Annotated in this window: 17 protein-coding genes; 2 read left to right on the forward strand and 15 right to left on the reverse strand. The window is 48.8% G+C overall.

Features of this window, described 5'->3' with window-relative positions:
* Positions 1 to 5 precede the first annotated feature (5 nt).
* The 14 genes from E7745_RS08000 to E7745_RS08060 all read right to left on the reverse strand — a co-directional run bounded on the left by E7745_RS08000 (position 6) and on the right by E7745_RS08060 (position 17,064).
* Entirely contained in the window at positions 6 to 251 is a 246-nt protein-coding gene (locus E7745_RS08000; protein WP_123398040.1) for a hypothetical protein, read from the reverse strand.
* A complete protein-coding gene (locus tag E7745_RS08005; RefSeq protein ID WP_123398039.1) occupies positions 248 to 847 on the reverse strand; it encodes an N-acetylmuramoyl-L-alanine amidase in 600 nt (199 codons plus the stop codon). The genes E7745_RS08000 and E7745_RS08005 overlap by 4 nt, the downstream gene beginning before the upstream one ends.
* A gap of 12 nt (positions 848 to 859) precedes the next feature.
* Positions 860 to 1,309, reverse strand: coding sequence for a phage holin family protein (locus tag E7745_RS08010; RefSeq protein ID WP_123398038.1), 450 nt, complete (start codon positions 1,307 to 1,309; stop codon positions 860 to 862).
* A gap of 19 nt (positions 1,310 to 1,328) precedes the next feature.
* Positions 1,329 to 1,649: a hypothetical protein gene (locus tag E7745_RS08015; RefSeq protein WP_104404452.1), complete on the reverse strand. Its 321-nt coding sequence runs from the start codon at positions 1,647 to 1,649 to the stop codon at positions 1,329 to 1,331.
* Positions 1,650 to 1,793: 144 nt separating this feature from the next.
* Complete coding sequence (locus E7745_RS08020) at positions 1,794 to 2,267, reverse strand: hypothetical protein (RefSeq protein WP_123398036.1); 474 nt, start codon at positions 2,265 to 2,267, stop codon at positions 1,794 to 1,796.
* 49 nt (positions 2,268 to 2,316) lie between these two features.
* Complete coding sequence (locus tag E7745_RS08025; RefSeq protein WP_104404451.1) at positions 2,317 to 3,756, reverse strand: RNA-directed DNA polymerase; 1,440 nt, start codon at positions 3,754 to 3,756, stop codon at positions 2,317 to 2,319.
* A 334-nt stretch (positions 3,757 to 4,090) separates the two neighbouring features.
* On the reverse strand, positions 4,091 to 4,393 hold the full coding sequence (locus E7745_RS08030) for a helix-turn-helix transcriptional regulator (protein ID WP_104404450.1): 303 nt from the start codon (positions 4,391 to 4,393) through the stop codon (positions 4,091 to 4,093).
* Positions 4,377 to 4,712, reverse strand: coding sequence for a type II toxin-antitoxin system RelE/ParE family toxin (locus E7745_RS08035; protein WP_123398033.1), 336 nt, complete (start codon positions 4,710 to 4,712; stop codon positions 4,377 to 4,379). The genes E7745_RS08030 and E7745_RS08035 overlap by 17 nt, the downstream gene beginning before the upstream one ends.
* 154 nt (positions 4,713 to 4,866) lie before the next feature.
* Positions 4,867 to 13,209: a hypothetical protein gene (locus E7745_RS08040; protein WP_136408608.1), complete on the reverse strand. Its 8,343-nt coding sequence runs from the start codon at positions 13,207 to 13,209 to the stop codon at positions 4,867 to 4,869.
* Positions 13,206 to 13,841, reverse strand: coding sequence for a hypothetical protein (locus E7745_RS08045; RefSeq protein WP_123398031.1), 636 nt, complete (start codon positions 13,839 to 13,841; stop codon positions 13,206 to 13,208). The genes E7745_RS08040 and E7745_RS08045 overlap by 4 nt, the downstream gene beginning before the upstream one ends.
* Before the next feature lie 13 nt (positions 13,842 to 13,854).
* A complete protein-coding gene (locus E7745_RS08050) occupies positions 13,855 to 14,508 on the reverse strand; it encodes a hypothetical protein (RefSeq protein ID WP_136408609.1) in 654 nt (217 codons plus the stop codon).
* Positions 14,509 to 14,605: 97 nt separating this feature from the next.
* On the reverse strand, positions 14,606 to 16,138 hold the full coding sequence (locus E7745_RS08055) for a hypothetical protein (RefSeq protein WP_136408610.1): 1,533 nt from the start codon (positions 16,136 to 16,138) through the stop codon (positions 14,606 to 14,608).
* Positions 16,139 to 16,165: 27 nt separating this feature from the next.
* Positions 16,166 to 16,324, reverse strand: a complete 159-nt coding sequence (locus tag E7745_RS14830; RefSeq protein WP_168182050.1) for a hypothetical protein — start codon at positions 16,322 to 16,324, stop codon at positions 16,166 to 16,168.
* Complete coding sequence (locus tag E7745_RS08060; protein ID WP_123398028.1) at positions 16,324 to 17,064, reverse strand: hypothetical protein; 741 nt, start codon at positions 17,062 to 17,064, stop codon at positions 16,324 to 16,326. The genes E7745_RS14830 and E7745_RS08060 overlap by 1 nt, the downstream gene beginning before the upstream one ends.
* A gap of 132 nt (positions 17,065 to 17,196) precedes the next feature.
* Between E7745_RS08060 and E7745_RS08065 the strand changes: the two genes are divergently transcribed.
* Both E7745_RS08065 and E7745_RS08070 read left to right on the forward strand, forming a co-directional pair.
* Positions 17,197 to 17,628: a hypothetical protein gene (locus E7745_RS08065; protein WP_123398027.1), complete on the forward strand. Its 432-nt coding sequence runs from the start codon at positions 17,197 to 17,199 to the stop codon at positions 17,626 to 17,628.
* On the forward strand, positions 17,603 to 19,726 hold the full coding sequence (locus tag E7745_RS08070) for a terminase (RefSeq protein WP_136408611.1): 2,124 nt from the start codon (positions 17,603 to 17,605) through the stop codon (positions 19,724 to 19,726). Before E7745_RS08065 ends, E7745_RS08070 begins: the two co-directional genes overlap by 26 nt.
* A gap of 1 nt (position 19,727) precedes the next feature.
* On the opposite strand, the gene E7745_RS08075 is transcribed toward E7745_RS08070, so the two are convergent.
* Entirely contained in the window at positions 19,728 to 21,569 is a 1,842-nt protein-coding gene (locus E7745_RS08075; protein ID WP_240740272.1) for a hypothetical protein, read from the reverse strand.
* Positions 21,570 to 21,738 lie beyond the last annotated feature (169 nt).

Consider the following 21,738-nt stretch of genomic DNA (forward strand, 5'->3'; position numbering starts at 1 on the left):
TGATGTTAGAGTTTGAGGCCGTCTGCTGTGGGTTCAATGGTAGAACCTGTAGAGGGGTCTTTACTTGACGGATAAGGGTTGTCACAGTTCAGACGTTTCAAATCCATGCCGAGCCACATTACACCCTCTTGGAGTTTGGTAATGGCAAGGCTGCGCTCACGAGAGGCAGGCAGTTCCTTAACTCTTTGGACAATCTCGTCAATGTCTTTACGCAGTTGTTTATTAGCAACTATTTCCGTTTCTCTGTTCATGATTTGATAGTGTTGATGTACTGAATGATTGAATTGACGTGCAGAGTTACTATCGCCTGTTTGCCCTCCTCGGAAAGCAGAAACTTCACCTCCTCCTCATTGTCTTGGAAAAGGTTCTCGGTCAGAACCGCCGGACAAATGGTGTCGCGTGTCATTGCGAGGGATTGAACCCAATATTTTTCGGGCGGCACACAACGGTTGCCCATAAGCCCCATGTCGGTGGCATTCTCCGTGAAGATTTGGGCAAGTCGTTTGGAGTTTGAAGATGCGTTCTTGCTGACCATGACGGAAAAGCCGGAAGCGGAATGCCATTGGCCGTCTGCCCCTGCCGCATTATTGTGTATTGACACAAGCACTACGTTCTTGGTGCCGAGTTTTTGCGCCCAACCATTGGCCTTGCGCACACGTTCTTTCAGAGGTGTATCGGTTTTCTCCGGCACAAGAAGTATAGTATCAATGCCGCGAAGCGTCAATTCCCTGCTTACGCGCTGAGCAATCTCGCGGCAATAGACGTATTCTTTCAGACGATTGTCGGGACTATGCTTGCCGCCGGTGATGGGCGGGTCGCCATGTCCGTTGTCGAGTAATACTTTCATATTCTATGTGAGTTAATGATGCGCTGAGTCGTTATTACTTGCGCTCAATAGGTCAAATATCCTCTGAGCGTCTTTTTTGTCTACTGCCGCGATGATGTCATTGAGTATTTTAGGCACATCACTCATGTGACTCTTTCGCCGGTTCGCGTGTTCAAACATACTCTTCGCTTCAACGACAATAAGCCCGGCACCGAACAGCACGGCCACAAAGGGCATGATGTAGAACGAAAAGAATATACCGAGGCAGTCCACGAGAAAGCCAATCATGATAAATCGCCAATACTCACTCATCTTGGCAATGGTAACTCTCAACTTGTGGGAGTGTACGCGCTGATGCGTCTTTTTCGCCGTGTGTACTCCGTCCCAAAGGTCGAGCATAATAGCTGCTATCACCAATATGCACACGGCAAGGAACACCCCAACGAACAGGTAGAGTTTGTTAAGTGGTACGATTGTTTCCATGTCTGTGTTGTGTTATGGTTTATTCGATGAGGTTGCTGGCGATGTCATGCCATGTGTAGTAGTTGGCAAGGAAAACAAAGACGGCACCCACAAGGCAACCGACAATATCCCATGCCAAATCCCACACGCAGAAATGATTTCCTTTCTGCTTGCTGTCTTTTACCTCTTTGTAGATGCCGAAAGCGAAAGCCACGGCAAAGGCAATGACGGCGGCAATGATTGCCGAGGGAAAATGAATGAACGACACAAGCACACCGATAAAGGCGGCGATTACGAACTCACAGAAGACGTGGAGCTTCTTGTCGCTCCCGGTCTTGTCATTGCAAATTTTCTTTGTCATGATAATTAACATTTGGTTTATACTATGCAAAGGTAGGCCGTAGTCGGTTCTCGCTCTCGTTATCTTTTGAGTTAGACAAAAAGAGAGCCACGGCTGCGCAGTCCGTGGCTCCTAATCGCATTATATGAAATCCTAACTTAGCGTTCAAAATCCAAACGTGGCTGGGGTAAGGTCGTCTTTTTCATTACAACCTGCGGCCAGTGTGTTATTAACGTGTTGTGCGGCGAGTTTACTGAATGCCGCAAACTCCTCCTCGCTGACAAAGGTGTAATAGATAGGCTTGCCGTTGGAGTCCTCGTTTATCTTTACCGTGCGAGGATATGCTTCTGAGGTGAGCCTCTCCATCATCATAAAGTTGCGTTGGTTTTCGTCAGACAACCATACGCGCATACCATTCCATATAAAACCGTTTATAATAGTTTCTTTGGTATGCTCGTTGATAGCTTCAACCAACACAGCCTCCACCTCCTCCCATGTAGGTTTATGGTCAAAGGTATAGCGATACTCATAAGTACCTCCATGCTCATCGGAGTATAGTCCGTAAAAGAGCGTAAAAGTTCTGCGGCCTACTTTTTGTAAGCCGTCCTGCCTTACCGGTGTGCCGTAAATCTTATTCATATGGCAAAGGTAACGCTGTATTCCGCGATTGTATCTTTATCTTTTGGGCTTATGTAAATTTTGGCAACGTCTTTCCGTCATAGTAGTCCATGACAATAGTTGTTTCAAAAGGAAATCCGTCCTCGATGTCACTTATTTGGTCGAGGATATTCTGCATCTCCTTGCTTGCCGTGAAAAACTTGTTGAACGTACCGTCCGCAATATTGCGGAAACTTACAAGGTAGCGACCATCGCCGTGTGCAGTTGTGAGGTCTGCCTCGTAATCGTGTATCTCAATCGGTGTATTCGCTATGCTACGAATTGGAACAACCTTGCCCGGAAAACGCTTTTTGCCGTCCTCCGGCTTGTAGGCTATGCCTAACTCTCCGAATTTTCTCATGTAATTATGTGTTAATTTGAAATATAAATGCTTGCAGTCGGCATGACAGGCCATGCCTTTGAATGAGCCGATAATTTCCTGTCTCCTCTTTCGGGATTTTACCTCTGACAAATGTCGGGCAACTTTCTTCTTAGTTCGCTTTCTCAGTAATGCGTGTGTGCCATAAAAGACAAAACCGAGGTAATCAATACCCTCGCTTATCGGTCTTACTGCCTCTGTGTTTTTAACGGTCAAATCTCTCTTATTAATTTCCTCATGGTATATATCTCGCAATTTCCATACAGGCCTTTTCAGACTTCCCCACATTGCGGAGTCGTCCATATACCTCTCATAAAGATACCTAACCTCTCCATTTGGTGCAATATATTTCGGAACATGGCAACACATAACATGGTCTACCGGCGACAAATAGAGATTGGCAAAGCATTGACTTGAGCGTAATCCTTTTGATAGTCCTTTCGGCAGTAAGGTGATGAAGTTGTCGAGGAAGCCTAATACAACAGGGTCTGAAATATATAGCCTTATTTCGGCTTTCATGCGCTCTTGGTCTATGTTGTCATAGTAGCCCTTTATGTCATTCTGACAGTAGAATTGCATCAACTCCGGCACTGCATTGTAATCCTCGACCATGCGATGAAATAGCCAATGCATACCTCGGCCTTGAATGCTTGCCGCCGTGTTCTGTATGAGCGTGGGGTTTACATATCTCTCCACCACTACCATTATCACATGGCACCCTATGCGATGATATACCCTCGGAGCTTGCACGACCCTTACTTTCGGGCCATCGGAAACAGTCATTTCTCGAATGTTCTCCGGGAGTATTCTAAATGTACCGTCCTGCAACTCTCTTTTCAGACGTACGAGTAGCTGACGTTTGTCGCGTTCTCCTTTGGCCGGGTCAAGTTTTGAATAGTATTTTTCGCGCTGTTGAGCGGTTTCCAAATGACTTATGACATAATCAAAACCGTCTGATAAATTTTCATCGGAGATTATCTCATTTAATAAACTGTCGATTGGGAAACCTGCGCTCTTCAAGGCCACAGGAAGATTGGCGCATTCCTGCGGTATCAAATCATAATTGATGTTATGGGCAGTTACTGCTTCCATTGTGAAATGCTTGGAGCCTTCCGGTCCCGTGGAGGTCGCCTAAGCGACACTCCACTTTGTAAGGTTATTGTCATTTTTCGGCTTTCCAAACTTGCCGTGTGAGGCCTATTTGCTGTTGCCGAGGCTCATACCCTTCGCGGAATGCGGTGACAATCTCGTTGTCTTGCAGGGTCACACGATTTAACCTTAGTAAGTTCAGACGAGCGCCGTAGTTCGTGTTCGAGTTCGAGCAAGCGTTATTCGCGTTCGCATAAGCGAGGCCGCTGTTCGCATTCGAATTGTTGCCCGACCGCAAAACAACGCGGCTGTGAGGGTAGTCCGCCTTTATTTCATTTTACATAAGTGGTCGCGCAATCTCCACTTTGAGTCCAAGCGCGTCCATGATACGGAAGAAAAGTCCAACTCCGGGTTCAATCGCACCTTTCTCAATACGTGAAATATAGGTTTTGTCTGTGCCTACTTTCTTGGCAAGGTCACTCTGAGTCATTCGCTCCTGTTTCCTTGCATCAAGAATAATCTGACCAACACAATAAGCGTAAGCCTCACGATGGAAAGCATCACGTTCGGGTGTACCGACCTTTCCGTATTTCTCATCAAGTATGGCATCGAAGCTGCCAATGTTACTTTTTGTCTGCATAATACTCCTTTTTTAGTTTCAAAGCCATGTTGATTTCCGACTCCGGTGCTTTTTGTGTTTTTTTCTGATAGCCATTCAGAAGCATCACTATGTTGCCTTCATCGAAAATGAAAAATGCCCGGTAAATATTGCCGTTATGCGATGCACGGATTTCATACACGCCATCACGGATGAACTTCACGAACCTTTCATTAACACGCTCTTGTATTTTGAGCATTCCAAGAACATAATCAATTTTCTTCTGCGCCCCTGCTTCAAGAGCACGGTAGAAAGAAATGAAATAGTCCTTATAAAACAATATCTTCCGTTCTGATTTCATAACGCAAAGTTACAACAAAAAGTTGATATATCAATCAACTTTGCCGAATTATTTTTCAATCACGACTCGCTTACGCGAGATTGAAAGGTACAGCAGCCGGGGCTATGCCCCAGCTCTGCACCAAACGAAAAGGACGAGCGGCGAGAAGTCGCTGTTACGAGAGTACGATTAGTCGCCCTCGGAAGGCCAGACGAGCGCCGAAGTGCGTGTTCGAGTACGAGCAAGCGTTATTCGCGTTCGCATAAGCGAGGCCGCTGAGCGCATTCGAACCGCCGCCCGACCGCAAAACAACGCGGCTGCGAGAATGGGTGTACCAATAACCTGCGCAGAACGAAACAATATATTGGCTTGTGTCGCCGATGGTGCGCGAGGGTAGCACATCACATTTTGCTCCGTGTACGAGGCGTACAACACAGTTACCGCCGCCGGAGGTGAGGCATTGTACGGTGCGTTCCTTACCTGTAATCGGGTTGAAGATATGCGCGACACCGTCAATCGGGAATGATGCAACCTCAACGCCTTTGTTCTTGAAAAACTCTTTGAAAGAAGTCACATTGAGCGCGATGTTGTCCATCCATTCCGAGTCGCAACCAACATAGCCTTTAATACCGAGTATTGAGTTCCACACATTACCGCTACTCTGTGTGTCGGCCATTCCTATGCTATCGGCTTGGTTGAGGAGTCCGTCATGCTGTCCTCGACCGACAATGCTCTGTTCATCACTATGACCATTCAATGCCCACCACAAGATTGAAGTTTCCTTGTGCTGCTCATAATCTTGGAGCTGATAGCCTTTACCTCTGAGCCGTGCAAGGTTTTGGAAATCTTTCATGCAGTAGTTGATTGTACCTGTAGGTAGCTCTATAGCGTTGCCCTCATCATCATAAAGCCAGTTTGGATTTATGGTCGATGTGCCGGTGCCTCTGCGTGAACGGCCACTGCTGATACTTCGGGGTAGGCCGAGGCCGTCAATGGTAATCGGGTATGTACCGAACACCGAACCGTCCTCAATTTCCTCGTTGAGAGCTTTCGGAGATTTAATCTCTGTCCATTCCGGCTCAATGGCTTCAATACTTTCGCTATCCACCGTGTGAACCTCGCTCTCATCAAGTTCTTTGAATGTGGTAAAGTAGAACCACTTCGCGCCTTGTGGCACTTTCTCAAAGATGTAACTGCCAATTGTGAAGTCGAAGTTGGTATTACTTACTGCCATTTGGAACACTCCGACAACATTGCCGTCTGCATCAGTGAATACACAGCCCATTGTCTGATTGTTCATGCCTGGCCAACGCACCTGCTTCATGCCCTCAACATCTACGCGGTATACATTGACATTTGAGCCTTGCCCAAGGAGGTCTGCCACATTCATGCCAACAGTGGTGTCTGCATCGACATACACACCTTGACTTTCTGAATACAAGAGGTCGCCGAGGCGGTGTATGTTTCTGACGTTAGCCGTTGATAGCGGCTCGTTGTCACAACTTGACCACACATAGTATTTGTCTTGGTTCTTGTAGTCGTTTACACCCTTGTACCATCCATGTCCGAGTAAGTGCATGATGTCGTAACCGGCACCGGCCACGTCTGCAAGGTCAATCTCGCTGCCGTCAAGCATGAAATTGAAGTTGGCACGGCTGAGGCGGCGCAGTTCAAGACGCTGTGCTTTGGCATTGTAGTCTGCTCGGCAAGCCCAGGAGTTTTCAAAGATACGCAACGGGTGGCCCGACCGCCTATAGGCGGCAGAGTACAACGCACCAGTCATGTTGTCGAGGTTGCCCCATTTTTCACCTGGAGCATCCACTAAGTCAGAGCATCTTATAATTGAGAATTGCGAGTTGTAGAGGTCAAGCGCAGGGAAGTAGGCTTTAAGGCTGTTAAGACCTGCCACTCCGTCCACATCGTTATCTTCTATCAACTCTGCCAATATCCAACGACCTGTGAGGCCGGAGCATTGTTTGCCGATACCTTCAACGGTTTTGTCGGCGGCAATGTCGTTGCCGTTCTCATCGAGGCCGAAAGCATTGGTCGCTTTCAACGAGCGCAGAATTTCAACACTTGCGGTGATGTTCACATCGCGTAGGCCGATACTCTTGATATGTCCTGCTTCGGCTACGATGTTCTTAATCATAGCCATTGCATCAATCTTCGGGCAACCGCTAATCATGAGCTTGGTTACATTGCTCAGTCCTGCAATCGTCAGCCCTCCCGGATAAGAGAGATTAGGAAGATTGACAAGAGAGATTTCGGTCATGGTATCTGGCAGTTCCAACACGCTAACGGGCGATGTCTCAGCAACGGAGCAGTTTTGCAGAGGTGTTCCTGTTGCTCTGATTATCTCTAATCGAGGACAGGTGCTTGCATCAATGCTTGCTACGGTTGTGTTGCGCACATCAAGCTCTCGCAGGAACGGCAGAGAGCCGAGGGGCATTGAGCTGATAGGTACGGCGGAGCCGATTGAAACGTCTTGTCGGTTCTCGCTACCGATTACAATCTTCTCGGCGAGAGTCATTACTTGGAAGTTGAAGCTGCTGTCAAGGCTTATCTCACTAAGGTCTATCTCTGCAATTCGGTCGGCTTGGTAGATGTATAACAGAGCATACTCCGTGTGACTGAACTTGGTAAAGTAATGTTCCTGTCCTGCTTCGAGGAACACAACCTCGTCAAGTTGTCCGCTTGCATCGTGGCCGACACCAAAGTAGCCGGTCTTTGCGGCCACTATGCGGATACGTGCATTGCTGCTTGCGCACGATGTACGACCGCTCAATACTCCGCTGAAGAATTGGCCTGTTTGATAGTAGCCGTCACGGATGCGCCAACGCTGTTCAATGAACTGCGGCAGAGCTGTAAGCCCCAAACCTTGCAGAGCATAGAAGTATATATCATCGCTTTTGACAACGCTTTCAATATACTTGCGTTCTCCGTCATAGGAAGATATGAGCTTCTTCCAAAATTTCAGACGCTTCTCTACAAAGAAATACTGCGCACCCTCCGGAGAGAACGGTATCATGTCTACACCGTCCACGTTGGTCTTTGCTGAGCGCATTGCGGCCGCAACTGTTTCGAGTGAAAGTTGCTGATTTCCGCTGTGTGTCGCATCAAGATAGACGGTAGGCACAATTGCCACGTTGTTGAACAGGATTGAACCGTAACCGGCATACGGATTGACGTAGTTGTCGTCCGTCATACGGTTGGGGTCTGCTTCCGGGTCTACGGTGCAACCACCGTCATTGTCCTTACCGTTGCAGGTGTCGCAGTCATAGACCTTGTTGAGATACATTCTAACCGCGTGTTCGGCAGAATAGACACCATTGGTAACGCTCTGACCGTCCTCCAAGAACCACATTGGTTGCATATTCTTGGCGCGTTGGTCGGTAGCGGCAAGGTAGTCGGTAAACAGCGTGTAGGCATAGAGGCTCTGAGGTGATGCGTACTGCCACAGGTCGTTTTTCCAATTATTTACCTTTGTCGTGTTCTCGACAATCTGCCAACGGTTTTCTTTGCCATCAACAGCGGCAATCATGTCGCAGTCATGGCAGAACCTCAGCATACGGAATAGTTCGTAAGGTACTTTTCTACCATACGCAAGGTCAATCTGCAATTGGTCGTCATCGACCATGCATTCAAAGTATTGTGTCCACTTCGGGAATGTATCCGCCGAAACGTCACCGCTATTAACGAGCTTCTGAACCCAAGAGGATTTATCGGCCTCCATTTTCATCATGTCGTCAATACCCGACACACCTTTCCACCAACAGAAACCTTGATAGGACAGCAGCTCAAAGCCGACTACCGGGTTCAACACATCGCCGGTAACAACCCATTTGCCGCCGACCTGCTTCATGGAGCCGGTGCTACGTTGCCATGCTGTACCGTTGTGGCGCATAAACGCATAGTCACGTCCGCAGTATTGGCTGAGCAGGTAGACAGCATCGGTGTCTAATCCCTCAGTCGTCTTAAAACGCGCTTCAATCTGCGAGAGCGTTTCATCACGGCGACCAAAGAACTCTATGAAGTCGCCATAGTTAAGACAGCCCTTGTTATAGCCAGGGGTGTCTTTGAAACCGAGTGCAAGCTGTTCGCCTTTGTCCTCTTTCCAATTGCCCTTTGCGTGGAACCACGCATCGGTAAGCTGTTCATTGGTGGAGCGGAAAGCGGCAATTGGGTGGTTCTTGGTGGAGTGGTCCATCTTGCAACCCTCAATGTGCAGGTCGCCTTTGGTGAACGTACCGTCATAGGATCTTTGTGCAGGTGTCTGATAGGCGCTGCCCATAGCCTTGAACGTGTTGTTCATCATGTCGCACACACCACAGTCATTGGCATTGCTACTGTCGGAGTAATCTACCTTGACGGTAATAATCTGTACCGGGATTGCATCGGGACGCACAAGCACAAAGTTCTTTGCGGCAAGGGCAATGGCTTTGCGCCCAAGTTCTGTGTTCTCGTTGGGGGTAAGAAGCGTGATGACAATCTTGTCGGCCTTATTCACCGGCTTGTTGAGATAGAAGCGGTCATTCTTGATAGGTCGTTTAGCTGATGTCGTTCCCTGTCTGCGCCATTGAACATTTGTAGCCTTGAAGTTCAGCTCCGGGTATTCGGGGTTGAAGTAGAAAAGCGTACAGGTGAATTTTGTGGAGGTGTTGGTATCTCCGTCAAACTCATCAAACACTTTCTGCGGCGCAACTACAACATAGTACGGCATACCCTTAGCTTTTAGTTTGTCGAGGCTCGGACGGTTGATTGTGTCAAGAACATCTTCGCTCTCAAACTCGGCTATCATCGCATTTACATCGGTCAGTTTGGCAAGGTAGTTATTGAATGCTTGCGACCACTCATAGTAGCTCTCGTATGCCATGACGTAGTAGAGATAAAAGTCACCCTCTCTACCGTCAAGCATGATGGGGGTATTCTGAGAGATTGCATTTTGTCCGGGGATATAACCCAAACAAGCGACCTCCTCACCATTGAGATACATCTTGATTGTGGAATACTTTTCGCTTCCTCGTTGGATTGCCCTGCTTGCAGGTTCAACGACCACGGCCATTGTGATTTTCTCCTTACTGCGGAACTTGCGCTCTTGCCGCTGATGCTTCACACCTTTGGCGCAGTATATGCCGGCCACGTTGCCTTTCACATAGAAGCCGGTGCCGGTGGCAGGGTCATAGGAGTGCATGAGCAATGCGTCCTTGTCCTTGATGTTGTCAGTAGCAAAGGAGAATTGGATTGCATTACCCGCGCTTTCGTTGGTCTGCTTGGAGTAGAGATAGTAAGGGATTGTAGCCCTCATGTTCTCCGCGATACGGAAAGCGTTTTGACCGAGATAGGAAACGAAGCCATTTGTGCGCCAATTTGCGCCGGTGACGGCCATTGTCACACCCTTGTCGGTAATCGTCTTGTCCACGTCCGCATTTGTGCGCAGGGCAAAGTCATAGCCGAATGCGGCACCGCTCTTAATCTGCACATCAATTGCGCTTCCGTCTACCGTGACAACTATCGGATGGCTCTTGTCTGTGTGAACTTTGCCGTTGGCCTCAGTCCATCTGCCTTCAGCAATAAACTCGATGTTATCGCCGTTGGTATATCCCTGTATCTGATACTTCACGGAATAGGTTGAGGACGAAGCGGCATTGAACGTCTGAATTGTTTCGCCATTGGCCTTTACTGACACCTGCGTGTTTCCGCTTACACTTGCCGCTGTGTATGCGGCCACTTGTAGATTTGCGGTGTCATAGAGCGCAACAGTACCGTTCAATTCATCGTCAAAGGTCTTTGCATCGTAGTGGATAGAAACAATCGGCTCGGTTGTCTTTGAGCTATCCACACACATGATAGACGTGTAGACGTAGTTGCCGGTTACTTTTGCTTGAGGTGCGTAGCCATGAATACGGAGCAGATAAGAGCCATGTTGCATTTTCTCACCACCGCCAAGAACATTGCTCGGATTGATGCTGATGTCCTGCGAGAATGTTTTCTGAATGTTCGCACGGCCAAGTTCGCGCCATTCTCCATCCCAAAGGATTTCAATGATAGCGTCAATACCACCACCTGTTCCACCGAGTGTATTGCGAGGGAATATGTAGAAGCTGTTAAGAGTTGTCATACCTGCACCTACCGACACACGACATTCATGCAGGGCTTTGGAGATTTCAACAGTCACGTCTACGCAGTTCACACTAACGTCTACGCGGCGCACATTGCCCTCTTGGTCTTTTACAGCCACAACAAAGCTGCGCTGTCCGGCTCCGTCAAACCAATCAGTAAAATCAACCGAGAACTTAAAATCTTGGAGAGTGGCCGAACTACGTTCGTTGGTGAGGATTTCTGTTTTAAGCAATACGCCTGTGTTGGCATCGCTCACAGAAATTTCGGTGATGTTATTGACAACTTCTTCCTCGCCCATGCGCGTTACGCTTCGGGCGGCGAAGCGGCCTACAATCTTGCCTCCGGCGGCTCCGTAGATTGTCTGACTCTCAAATCTGACGGCGAACGAGGTTGCATCAGTGCTTCCACCTCCACCGCCGAGAGGAACTGTAAGAGGACTGCCGATTGGCTTGCGTTTGGCATTGACCGGCTGATAGGTCTTGGAATTGCCGTCCTCGCTGAAACTTTCCTCGAAGTCTACGATTATACGCTCGTATGCGCCGCCGGTGCTGAATGCGTCCGTGCCTCCCTCAGTTGGAACATCGTTGGCAACAAGGTCGGTGCCTCCACCGCCGAAGTCTTTCCATGCCTCGGCATTGTCGGCACTCGCTTTGTCAAGAAGCTGCTTGGCTTCCCAAACATGTTCACCTGCATTGATGCAGTATGTGATTACAAGGCCGTCCTTGAAGTAGTCGATACCTTTGCTCTCACACAGCTTACGCAAGGCGGCGACCGCACTCAGTAGAGAATACTCGCTACTGCCGGTCTGCTCTTTGCAGAGTTCGTTAATATTGAGGATTGTTTCTTCTCCTGCGCTCTGTCCAGCTACGTCAAGCCAATTGTCGAGGTTGGCATAACTGTCTGCATCATCGCTGAGGCCGATGTATTGGAATGTGCGCCAACCTTTGGCACTTGCCGCAAAGGTGATTTGCACACCAATGCTTACGGCATCTTTCGCGATTGCATATTCGATTGCACTCTGCTTGGTGTCGTATGTCGGAGGATTGGAGGGAAGTTCATCGCCGTTGGCAAGTCGGGCGGCAGTTACGTTGTAGCAGTTGCCGACAGACGAACCGTTGCCGAATGCTTTCCAATTATCATCTGCACCAATGCCGTTGTCTGGGTCATTGCCCACAAATTGCATAGCTTTCCAACCAACTTCACTATCAAGATATGTAACAACGCTACCGGGTTTAATTACTTCTGTAACGTTATCAAGGTATGTTGCGACATCGGAGAATGTCATACTGCCGGTTGTTTCAAACAGCTCGTTGATATTGACAAATGTGGTAATTGAAAATGCCTTTTTCAGCCGCTCGATATTTCCCGCGTTTAGTTTGCCTTTATCCCCGGGATAAGCCGTTGAGGAGGTTTCACCAAGAGCAAGGTCAGTTCCGGTAACTACCATTTTGCTACCGCTCCAACGATATGACTTGTTGTTGGTCTTGTCTACATACAACTTGTCGCTTGCAGGTATCCTGCCGTTTAACGAAATTTCGCCGAAAGAGTCTGCATTATACCAATTGCTGTAATAATTGACTGTAATGTCTAATCTGTGAGGTTTTGCTATAAAGCAGCCTGTAACGCTGTTAAACATCACATCTACCTCTCCCGTAATTGACTGAGTTTCGGGTGTCGCAACAATAGTCACAAAACCGTCAAATTCTTTGACATCATCCATCGCACCAGGTATGAAGCGAGTTGGAATGAGGCCATTGTCGCCAATGGGGGCTATGCCTCCTGGTAGACCTTTGCTGTCAGTAATGGATTTGATTGCGGCTGCGTTCTTGGATATGGAGGAGTCATGTACATCAACACGACCTTTTAGTGTCGCGATATTGCCTGTGTTGGTGTTTATACCATTGCCGAGTGTTGTCTGCTGTGTCTTTATACCGCTGATTTCAGTGTCGTGTGCATCAACTCGCTTTTCAAGACTTTCGTGCTGACCGCGCAAAGTAGACAAATCCTCTCGGAGATTATCAACCTGTTCATTGTCCACAACAATCTCATAAAGTTTGTTGATAGGCTCACACACCCAATCACCACCACTGCCGACATACATTCTGAACAGAGCCTTGCCCTGCTGAACGGTCAGTTCGAGGTCTGCAATGTCTTTGTCCGATGCGGAAACACCGGCAAACCAACCGTCATGCGGTTGCGGGTAAGCTTCGCGCAGGGCAGCAACGGACGCAAACAATCCTTTGTTCACACCCTTGATGTTCTTTGCTTCAAGCCAACCCTCAACTATTAGGTCGTGGCCTATACGGGCATTGCCCTGAATGTTGGCATCGCCTCCGGCCGATACATTGCGCCCAACCGCAACATCACCGTCTATTTGTTTTGTTGGAATTGAACTCATTGTAGTGCTGTTTTAGAAATTTCGGAGAGCGCCGATGATTTCTCGGACTCGCCTAATGTGAGTAATACTAATGACGCGGCAGCATAAACCACGGCTGTGTAACAGCGTTCACAGATGTCTATACCCTCATCGCGGTCTATTTTCGGATAAGGGAGATACTGCGCTCGGCGCACATACGCTCTTTCGCTTTTGCAGGAGTAGAACTCCAACGCGCGGCCTTCGGGTCGTATCGTGATTACGCAGACCGGCTTTTGTGCTGTGCCTCGCAATGCTTTTATGCGCTGACGTTGCAATGCATATTCGGGGTCTGTGGTGCTTATTGCCGTGAATACAGCTTTCTCCCAATCGCTCATTTCAAAGACGATAAGGCGCATGAAGTCATGCGGCAACAGAACCCAACCGCTTTCGAGGTCGCCCCAATATATGGCATCGCCGAAATTGTGACCCTGTTCCAAAAGGTATGTCGGTGCGTTTGTATGCACTCTAACAACAGCTTCCAAAATCTTGCTTCTCACAATATCGTCAAGCGCAAGAGTGTCTATGTCGTCAGTCTGCAACAACTGCTCACTCGTCATATTTTGGTCGAGGCATACGCGCACATCGCGCATTACATCGTGAATGTTATATACCATAGCGTCATGTAGTTTATTCTTCTACGCTTTCGCTCTCGGTGCTTTCGCCGCCGTTAAGGGTGTCGAACTTTGCGCCAACGAACTTAACACCATGCTCTGATGCGGCTTTCTGCGCGGCATCGTAGGAGCGGACTTTGTAGGAAGAAATGTTGAATTGCTCTTGCAGGTATGCCTGTGCGTCTTGGAGGCAGCTTGCTTCAACGATTGTGAGGCCGTCTGCCGCCTCATCGTTTGCGACTTCTTCGGCTGACGCTGTTGCTTCCTCGGCAGATTGTTCTGCTTCGGGGACAGGAGCCGGTGCAGGGCTTTCGGCCTCCTCGACTTTGGCCTCAACCTCGGCAGGTGCAGGCGCAGGAGCTTCGGGAGTCGGAGCGACTGTTTGGGGTTTAGGTGCCGGTGCTTGGGGCTTCGGCTTTGCGGCTTTTGTTGGCTTCGCAACATCGGGCAACGCGGTTCTGCGCAAAAGAATGATGCGACCTTCCTTGAAATAGGTGCTTTGCTCAATCACTTTCTGAATGAAAGGATTGGCCGTGGTGTACTCGGCAGGAGTAACACCATACGAAGTAAGCGCTCCGCCGGTGAAATGTACCCTTACAGTAGCGGCTCCGGCTTTAATCTGTGCGACCCAATCAACAAGTCGGGGTGCGCCATAAGTGATTTTTTCCATTGTCTTATATGGGGTTTGAGATTTGTTGAATGAAAAAAGTGGCGGTAAGGCGTTGGCCGCCCTCCGCCACTTTTCCTGTTTAATTTGATGATACGGGTTAGTCTGCGATGATTTCACCTGTGAACTCTACCCAACCGCCTGTTTCACCCTTGTACTGCCACATCTGACCGTTCTGTGCGGCGGCATTGATGCCGGGGCAGTCCTGTGTGAGCAGATATACGCGGCCTTCAACGAGGTCGGCACCGACAGGAGCTTCTTTGCTCTCCCAAATGGTGTAGGTGGTGGCACCGGCATTTGCCTTTTCGCCCTCACCGTCAATCCAAATGTGACAAGCGCCTTTGAGTGCGAGGCCGTCCCACACAACGATACCCTTGCGAGTAGCTTCTTCGCCCTCCACACGGTCGTTGAACTCGTGCTGCTGCGAGTAGATGTAGTGGACGAGGCGGTCTTCGCCTATGAGGGCGCCGGAGTTGGAATAGCCGAGAGTGTCAAGAGTAGGCTCACGCTTGATGTCGATGTCGCCGAACACGGTGTGAATGCTTGTGACAGTCCAACCGATAGGGTTCGTCTTGGTGACAATCTGAATTTCCTTGTGCTTGCTGAAGTCGATGCACTGCAATTCTTCAAGGAGGTTCTTACCTGCAAGGAGCAGGGCGGTCTTGGGAACATCTTCGCCGGTGAAATACATCTTGGCAAGGGCAATGAGCTTCTCGTAAGTCCATGTACCTGCGTGCTGCAGTTCGCGCTTGAACTGCCAACGGATACCCTCGGTGAAGTAAACCATCTGTTCGCCGAGCTTGGGCACCTTGACAGGGAGCTTGCCTTTGATACCCGTCCACAGGGTGCGGTTGCCGGCACGCTTGAAATTAAGGATTGCCTGTTCTGCGATGAGGCTCTGCGTGAACGGAATGTGCTTCTTCTGTGCCTCGAAGTAGTCGGAAACAACTTGGTTCATGCCACGCTTCTGAAGATATACAATAGAGGGGCGAGGCACGATGAGGTCGGGGTCTACTTCTTTCTGCGTTTCATACATCGCATTGGCGAGAAGTTTCACCTTTGAACCGGCAGGAATGGCAGGAGTTGTGCAGAAAGCATCGGTCTCGTTTGTTTTCGGACCATTGACTGCACGAACTACGGGGTTGTCGGTGGTTGTGTCACGGCCTGTAACAAAGAGCATGAGGCTCTTGCCGGGGGTAACGGTCTTGCCATCGGGAGCATAGCCGTCCACATCGGGGACGAGAAGTGTGTGATAGTCGCGCGGAATGTTTTGGTCGCTTGCCGCAAGGGGAAGTACGAACTGAGCCTTTGAACTTGCTGCGACTGCGGTGTCCGTTGTGAGGGAGCTGCGCTGTTCGTCAATCATGAAGTGTTCAACTTCGGGGCTGTTGACCTTGACTTTCTTTGCTTTGAGCATAAGCGACATGAGTGCCGTGTCCTCGCTTTGGAAGCGGAACAGTTGGTCGTCAATGTCTGTTTCTACGAGATTGCCTGGTGCTATGCCGCCTGTTGCGCCCGCTACAGTGCTGACGGTAGTGGCTTGACCCGGTGCTTGGGACTGCACCCCGGCTGTGCCGGGAGAGGTGGGAACTGCCGCTCCCGAACCTACAGTTACGTTTTCGATTTCTGCCATAGCGTTATAAAATTAAATGTAAATTGTCTATTTATCGGTTGATACTATGTTACCCGGCTTGATGCCGCCTGTTGCTGATGCAAGATTGCTGACGGTTGTCGCGCATCCCGGAAGCTGCGTTTTCAGTCCTGCACTACCTTTGGTGGGTTGCAGAGGCTTTTCGACAAATTTGATATGTTCACCCATTATCGCGCTCCGTCTGCAATGTCAAAGATTGAACCTTTATCACGAGAGGGCGCAGGTGCATTGTTGGCTCCGCCCAAAGTCGGAGTGCCGTCACCGCGCTTAGGCTTGCGAAGCTTTGCCTCAGCTTTGGCATTCTTGCCTCTGATTTCGCCCTCCTCACTTGCGGCGGCGATGTCTGCATCGTGATTGATAGCTTTGAGAGCCATGTCGATTGTTTCGGGTTTGATGATACCGATTACAGCGTCATTCGTAACCTCCTTAATCCAATCGGCGGCAGCGTCTATCTGCTCATCGGTAAGACCGAGTTCCTGCTGTTTCTGCTCAAGCATAGCAAGGGTGGCTTTCATATTCTTTTCCCACTCCTCTTCAAGTCCTTTCTGCTTGGCCATGCGGTCGATGTATTCTTTGTTGCTTGCAGAATACTCGTCCATCTTTGCAGGGTCATCGAGCATTTCCTTTACACCGTCAATGCCGATACGGTTAATGAGTGACGTCCACGGGTCTTTGCCCTGCGCCATGTCCGTAATGAACTGAGCGCTGTGGGGGTCATTCGCAAGCATATCAGTCAGCTTGCGTTCGCGCTCCTCGTAGCCCGATAACTTGTTGTCATATTCGTCATAATCGTCACTGATTTGGCCGAATAAGGCTTCATCATCGGCATACTCTCTGTCGGGGTATTTCTTTTTCAGTCGTTCGCCAAATTGGTCACGTCTGCTCTTAACTTGCTTTTCCTCAGCCATAGTTTCAAATTGATGTTACATGGGTGTTTAATCTATGGCAAAGTTAAGGGTGTTAAATGGGTCGGCATCGTTATCTTTTGAGTTGCTATGTTGTATCTTTGTATTGAGTTTAATACCTTAAAGTGCAGCGCAATGAAGTCCTTCGGAAGTGTTTTGGCCTTTACTCGCGAACGCAATGCAGCGTTGCTAAAGGCATATCGAGAGCAGGTAGATGCAGCGAGTTTTGTTCGGTTGAACGAAATCGGCGAGAAGATTGTTAATTCTCCTTCTCCCCGGTTTTGGGTATCAGAGGAACGTGCGGCTGCGGTGGTGTCTGCTATTATGCGAGGGAAGCCGGTGTTGGAAACGATGCGCCCGACAAAACGAGAAATGTTTGAGGAGATACACCGCAGGGTAATGGCTCTAAAAGAACAGCACCCCGATTGGCACCTGTGTCAGTTGGTCTTTAATGTTGTCAATTCTCCCGCACCCAAATTCTATATGGAGGTTTCATCAGCACTTGAAAGGTTATTCAAAATCCGCAACGGCTGGTACGACAATGGAAAAGGAAATTACAGTTTCTAACATAGTCGCTGAGAATGACAAGCGCCGCGATGAGATGTTTTCGCGGTTCAATCCTATCACCGGCGAGGGTTCTGTCGGTAAACGTGTCTTTGTGCATATACAGGACTTTCCCATGCAGTCACAATGGTTACCTGCTTCAATGGCAGAAAATACACTTGTCAAGGCACTGATAAAGAACAATGGTATAGACGGCCTCCTGCGCAATGATATGGGAGTTGATGAGCCGACTCAAGAGGACAGGGAGGCCGTTATCAATACTTTTGTTAGACTCCGCTCATTGCATGATTTTCCATTTTGGGCTGCGACTTTCGTCTACATCAAAAACAAGGAGGTCGGTCAGCCCGACTGTCTTTTCCGTTTGTCATACCCTCAACGTAGGTTCGTTGAGATGCTTGAACGTATGAGGCTTGCAGAAAAGCCAATACGAATAATTCTGCTCAAAGCACGACAATGGGGAGGCTCTACAACATCACAGCTTTATATGGCATGGTTGCAACTCATTCATCGCACCGGCCTCAACTCTCTAATCATATCCAACTATAACAAAGGTTCTGAAACAATCAAGGGTATGTTCAAGAAGATGATTGAGGCTTACCCTGTGTCGATGCTCCATGAGGCAGGAGATACATACTCCGAGAACGAGGAAAAACTTGTCGGTGTAGGTCGCTCCGGCCTTACTCAGCTTGTGCCACAACGTAACGCAACAATTTCAATAGGCTCTGCCGAGTCGCCGGACTCATGTCGTGGTGGTGACTATGCTCTTGTGCATCTTTCGGAGGTCGGTTTGTGGAAAGCGACTGACGGCAAAAAGCCGGAGGATATTGTGCGCTCTGCCTGTTCGGGTGTCCTGTATCGACCTTATACGATGATTGTATATGAAAGCACGGCCAACGGTGTAGGTAATTTCTTCCATAACGAGTATGTTGCAGCCAAAGACCCGGAAATTAAATCTCAGTTTGAGCCTCTGTTTATTTCGTGGTTTGACATCGAGCTGTACCAACTTCCATTTGAGAATAAGGAGGAGTTATATAAGTTTGCTACATGGTTGTACGACAATAGGCTGAACGGCTCTGCGCCCTCAGACCGCGAGGAGTGTGGCAAGTATCTTTGGTGGTTGTGGGAGATTGGTGCTACATTGGAGGGCATTCATTGGTATGTTGAGGAACGAGCAAAGTATCACGACCACGGTTCAATGGCTTCCGAATATCCGTCTGATGATGTAGAGGCATTTGTAAACTCCGGCTCTGCTGTATTCGACAAGTATTGTGTGGAGGCTCTGCGGCCGACTACAAAGAAGCCTCCTCGCTATGTGGGCGACATATATGCGCACGGCGATGAGGGCGAGGACGCTCTGCGCGATTTGCGGTTCAAGGCCGATGCACAGGGTATGTTGTGGGTTTGGAATTTGCCCGACCCTGTTAATCCTAATGACCCGGAGGAGGTGACAAACCGCTACCTTACTGTCGTGGACGTTGGCGGTCGCTCCAATAAGGCCGACTGGTCTGTGATTGTGGTATTCGACCGTCTGTTGATGATGGACGGTGGCAAACCGTCTGTTGTCGCTCAATGGTACGGCCACATTGATATGGACTTGTTGGCATGGAAAGCTGCTCAGATAGCTGCGTTCTACGACAACTCCCTGCTCGTCATTGAAAGTAATACGCTCGAAACACACGATAAGGAGCGCAACGTGGACGGCGACCAATCCACGGCTATACTCAATCAGATAAAAGACATCTATCCAAACCTGTATGCTCGCAAGCAATCAGAGGACGCGATTGTTCAAGGCTTGCCTGTTCGTTATGGCTTCCACACTAATGTTGCCACTAAGCCGATGATTATCTCAACGCTTGTAAAGGTTATACGTGAGGGTCTTTATATTGAGCGTGACAAGCGTTGTATTGACGAGTTTTTGAACTATGAGAAGAAGCCTAACGGTTCTTTCGGAGCAAAGGCCGGTACTCATGACGACTTGCTTATGACACGAGCAATAGGCCTGCACATCTGTTTCTATGAAATGGAACTGCCGCAAGTCGTAACTCGCGGCAGCAACAATCTGAAATATGTTCCTAAAGTTGTATCGGCGGCTTCATTCTAACCTATGCGGTTTGCGCTTGTGGCTGACCTCCGCGCATGGCACCTTGCAGTTGGTTTACGGCATTCATATTTGCGCCCTGCTGTGCCTGTGCTATAAGTTGAGGTGATACACCCTCCGGCACCTGTCCGGCTTCCAACTGCTCTTTCTGCGATTGGATAGACTGCAACAACTCGTCTGCGAATGGGAAATTTCCGGCTTGTAGAAGTTGCTCCAACGAGATTGCTTGCTGTTGCCACAACTGCATAAGGAAGTCGTTTGCCATAGCGCGATAAGCAGGTGTCGCGGTACTCGGCACGATTGAAAGGTCAAACTCAACATCGCGGATTTTTCGGGGGTCATACTCAATCTGAGTGCCTACGCGACCGGCAATGTTGAATACTCTCTTTTGGTCGTAGAACTGCTGCATATTCTTAACGTCCTTATATGCGGCATCGCGCACAAACTCGCTGAACGTGTCGAGCAGGTCAAGCAACGATGTGGTTGCATTCTGTGTCTGCTGATTGTAGAGCGCCGCAGACATTCCTGCATATCCGGGTTTGCCTTGCAATGCTCCATTCACACCCGATATGTCCTCAAAGAATTTGAGTTGTAAGTTGAGCAATTCGTTAATGCCGATATTGGTAGAGTTGGCTTGAACCTGTTGAGGCAGGTCACGGTGGTTCTTTGACGGAGTGTAGACAATAACACCATCGTGGCGGCTCCACATATCTGCAAAGTCCTCCGGCGACATTCCTTTTGGAATACAGTCGCTCGGTATCATCAACACACCTTTGGCCGATGCTCTCATAATCCAATCGTAGAGGGTTATGAGGCGGTTGGTGTATCGCTGTTGGTCGATTACATCACTGACAAACGAATGTATCTCGCCGTCAATGAAAGGATATGCCTTGAAAACGTATGGGTGGCTCTTGTGGTCGTATGGTGTTTCTCCCTCTTTCAGAATATCGCCAAATGGTGTGAGGTAGTAATAATACCAAAAAGAGTCCATAAACCACTCGGCACGGATTAGTGGAATATCTTCCTGCGGCATACCTGCGGCCAACCCCTGCATGATGCGCTGTGTGTTTTCTTCCACTACCATTTCTTTATAATCCTCAAGCTCAATCTTGAATATATCGCCGTTGTTATAATCATGACACCAATAGCGAGGTTTTGTTTCTTTGCGCCATACCTCAATCACACGGCACCGGCTTTCATCACGCGGCACAAGAAAATCCATTTCTGGGGACTGAGAGTAACCGAACTGTTCCCACGCTTGTGTCAGAACAATCTTTTCTCTTGCAGAACGGTATATCTGTGCGAGTTTCGCATAATCGGTGGGGGATTTGGCGAACTCATGACACACATCCTCGAAGCTGACATCATGTATTTCTCCTACGCAGGAACAATCCCATGTGCGGAAATCGCGCATATTGTTGTCAATGAAAAAGTTGTTGGGCTGAACATATTCCGTCCAACAATCTTCTTTGTCATTCATGCGACCGAACCATTTGCGGTGAACAATCATACCGGAGATTAAAAACTCCTCCATAGTTCGCGCATACAACTCGGTCATGCGGTTGAGCTGCATATTATATTGTAATACCGTGGACATCGTTTCAGCTAATTTCTGTTCGTCACGGTCACGCGCATAACAGGTCGGCTCTGTCGCTTGACTTCGATACACACCGATAACATTACGCACAAGTCGGCGTATGAGGTTATTCTTCAGCGGTATGTTGCCCTGCTTCATAATGTACTGCTCCTCGGTCATCTTCACTCCGTTCACACACACTATGTCGCTCCATTGGTCGCCGTAGTTATATCGCTTATTCCGCTCTCGTTCACGGCGAAAGCGATGCATATTTTGATATAGGGTTTGTGCTTGCAACAGAACATCAGTAGCCCTGCGCATATCATCGCCCTGCGCCTGTGCCCTTGCGATACTATCCATATCTTCAACACTCGCAGGTTTGACTTTACTTAGTCTATTTAATTTGATAGCCATATCGAGAGTATAAATTTGTGTCGGT

It is taken from the genome of Duncaniella sp. C9 (assembly GCF_004803935.1).
GTDB classification, from domain to species: Bacteria; Bacteroidota; Bacteroidia; order Bacteroidales; family Muribaculaceae; genus Duncaniella; species Duncaniella muris.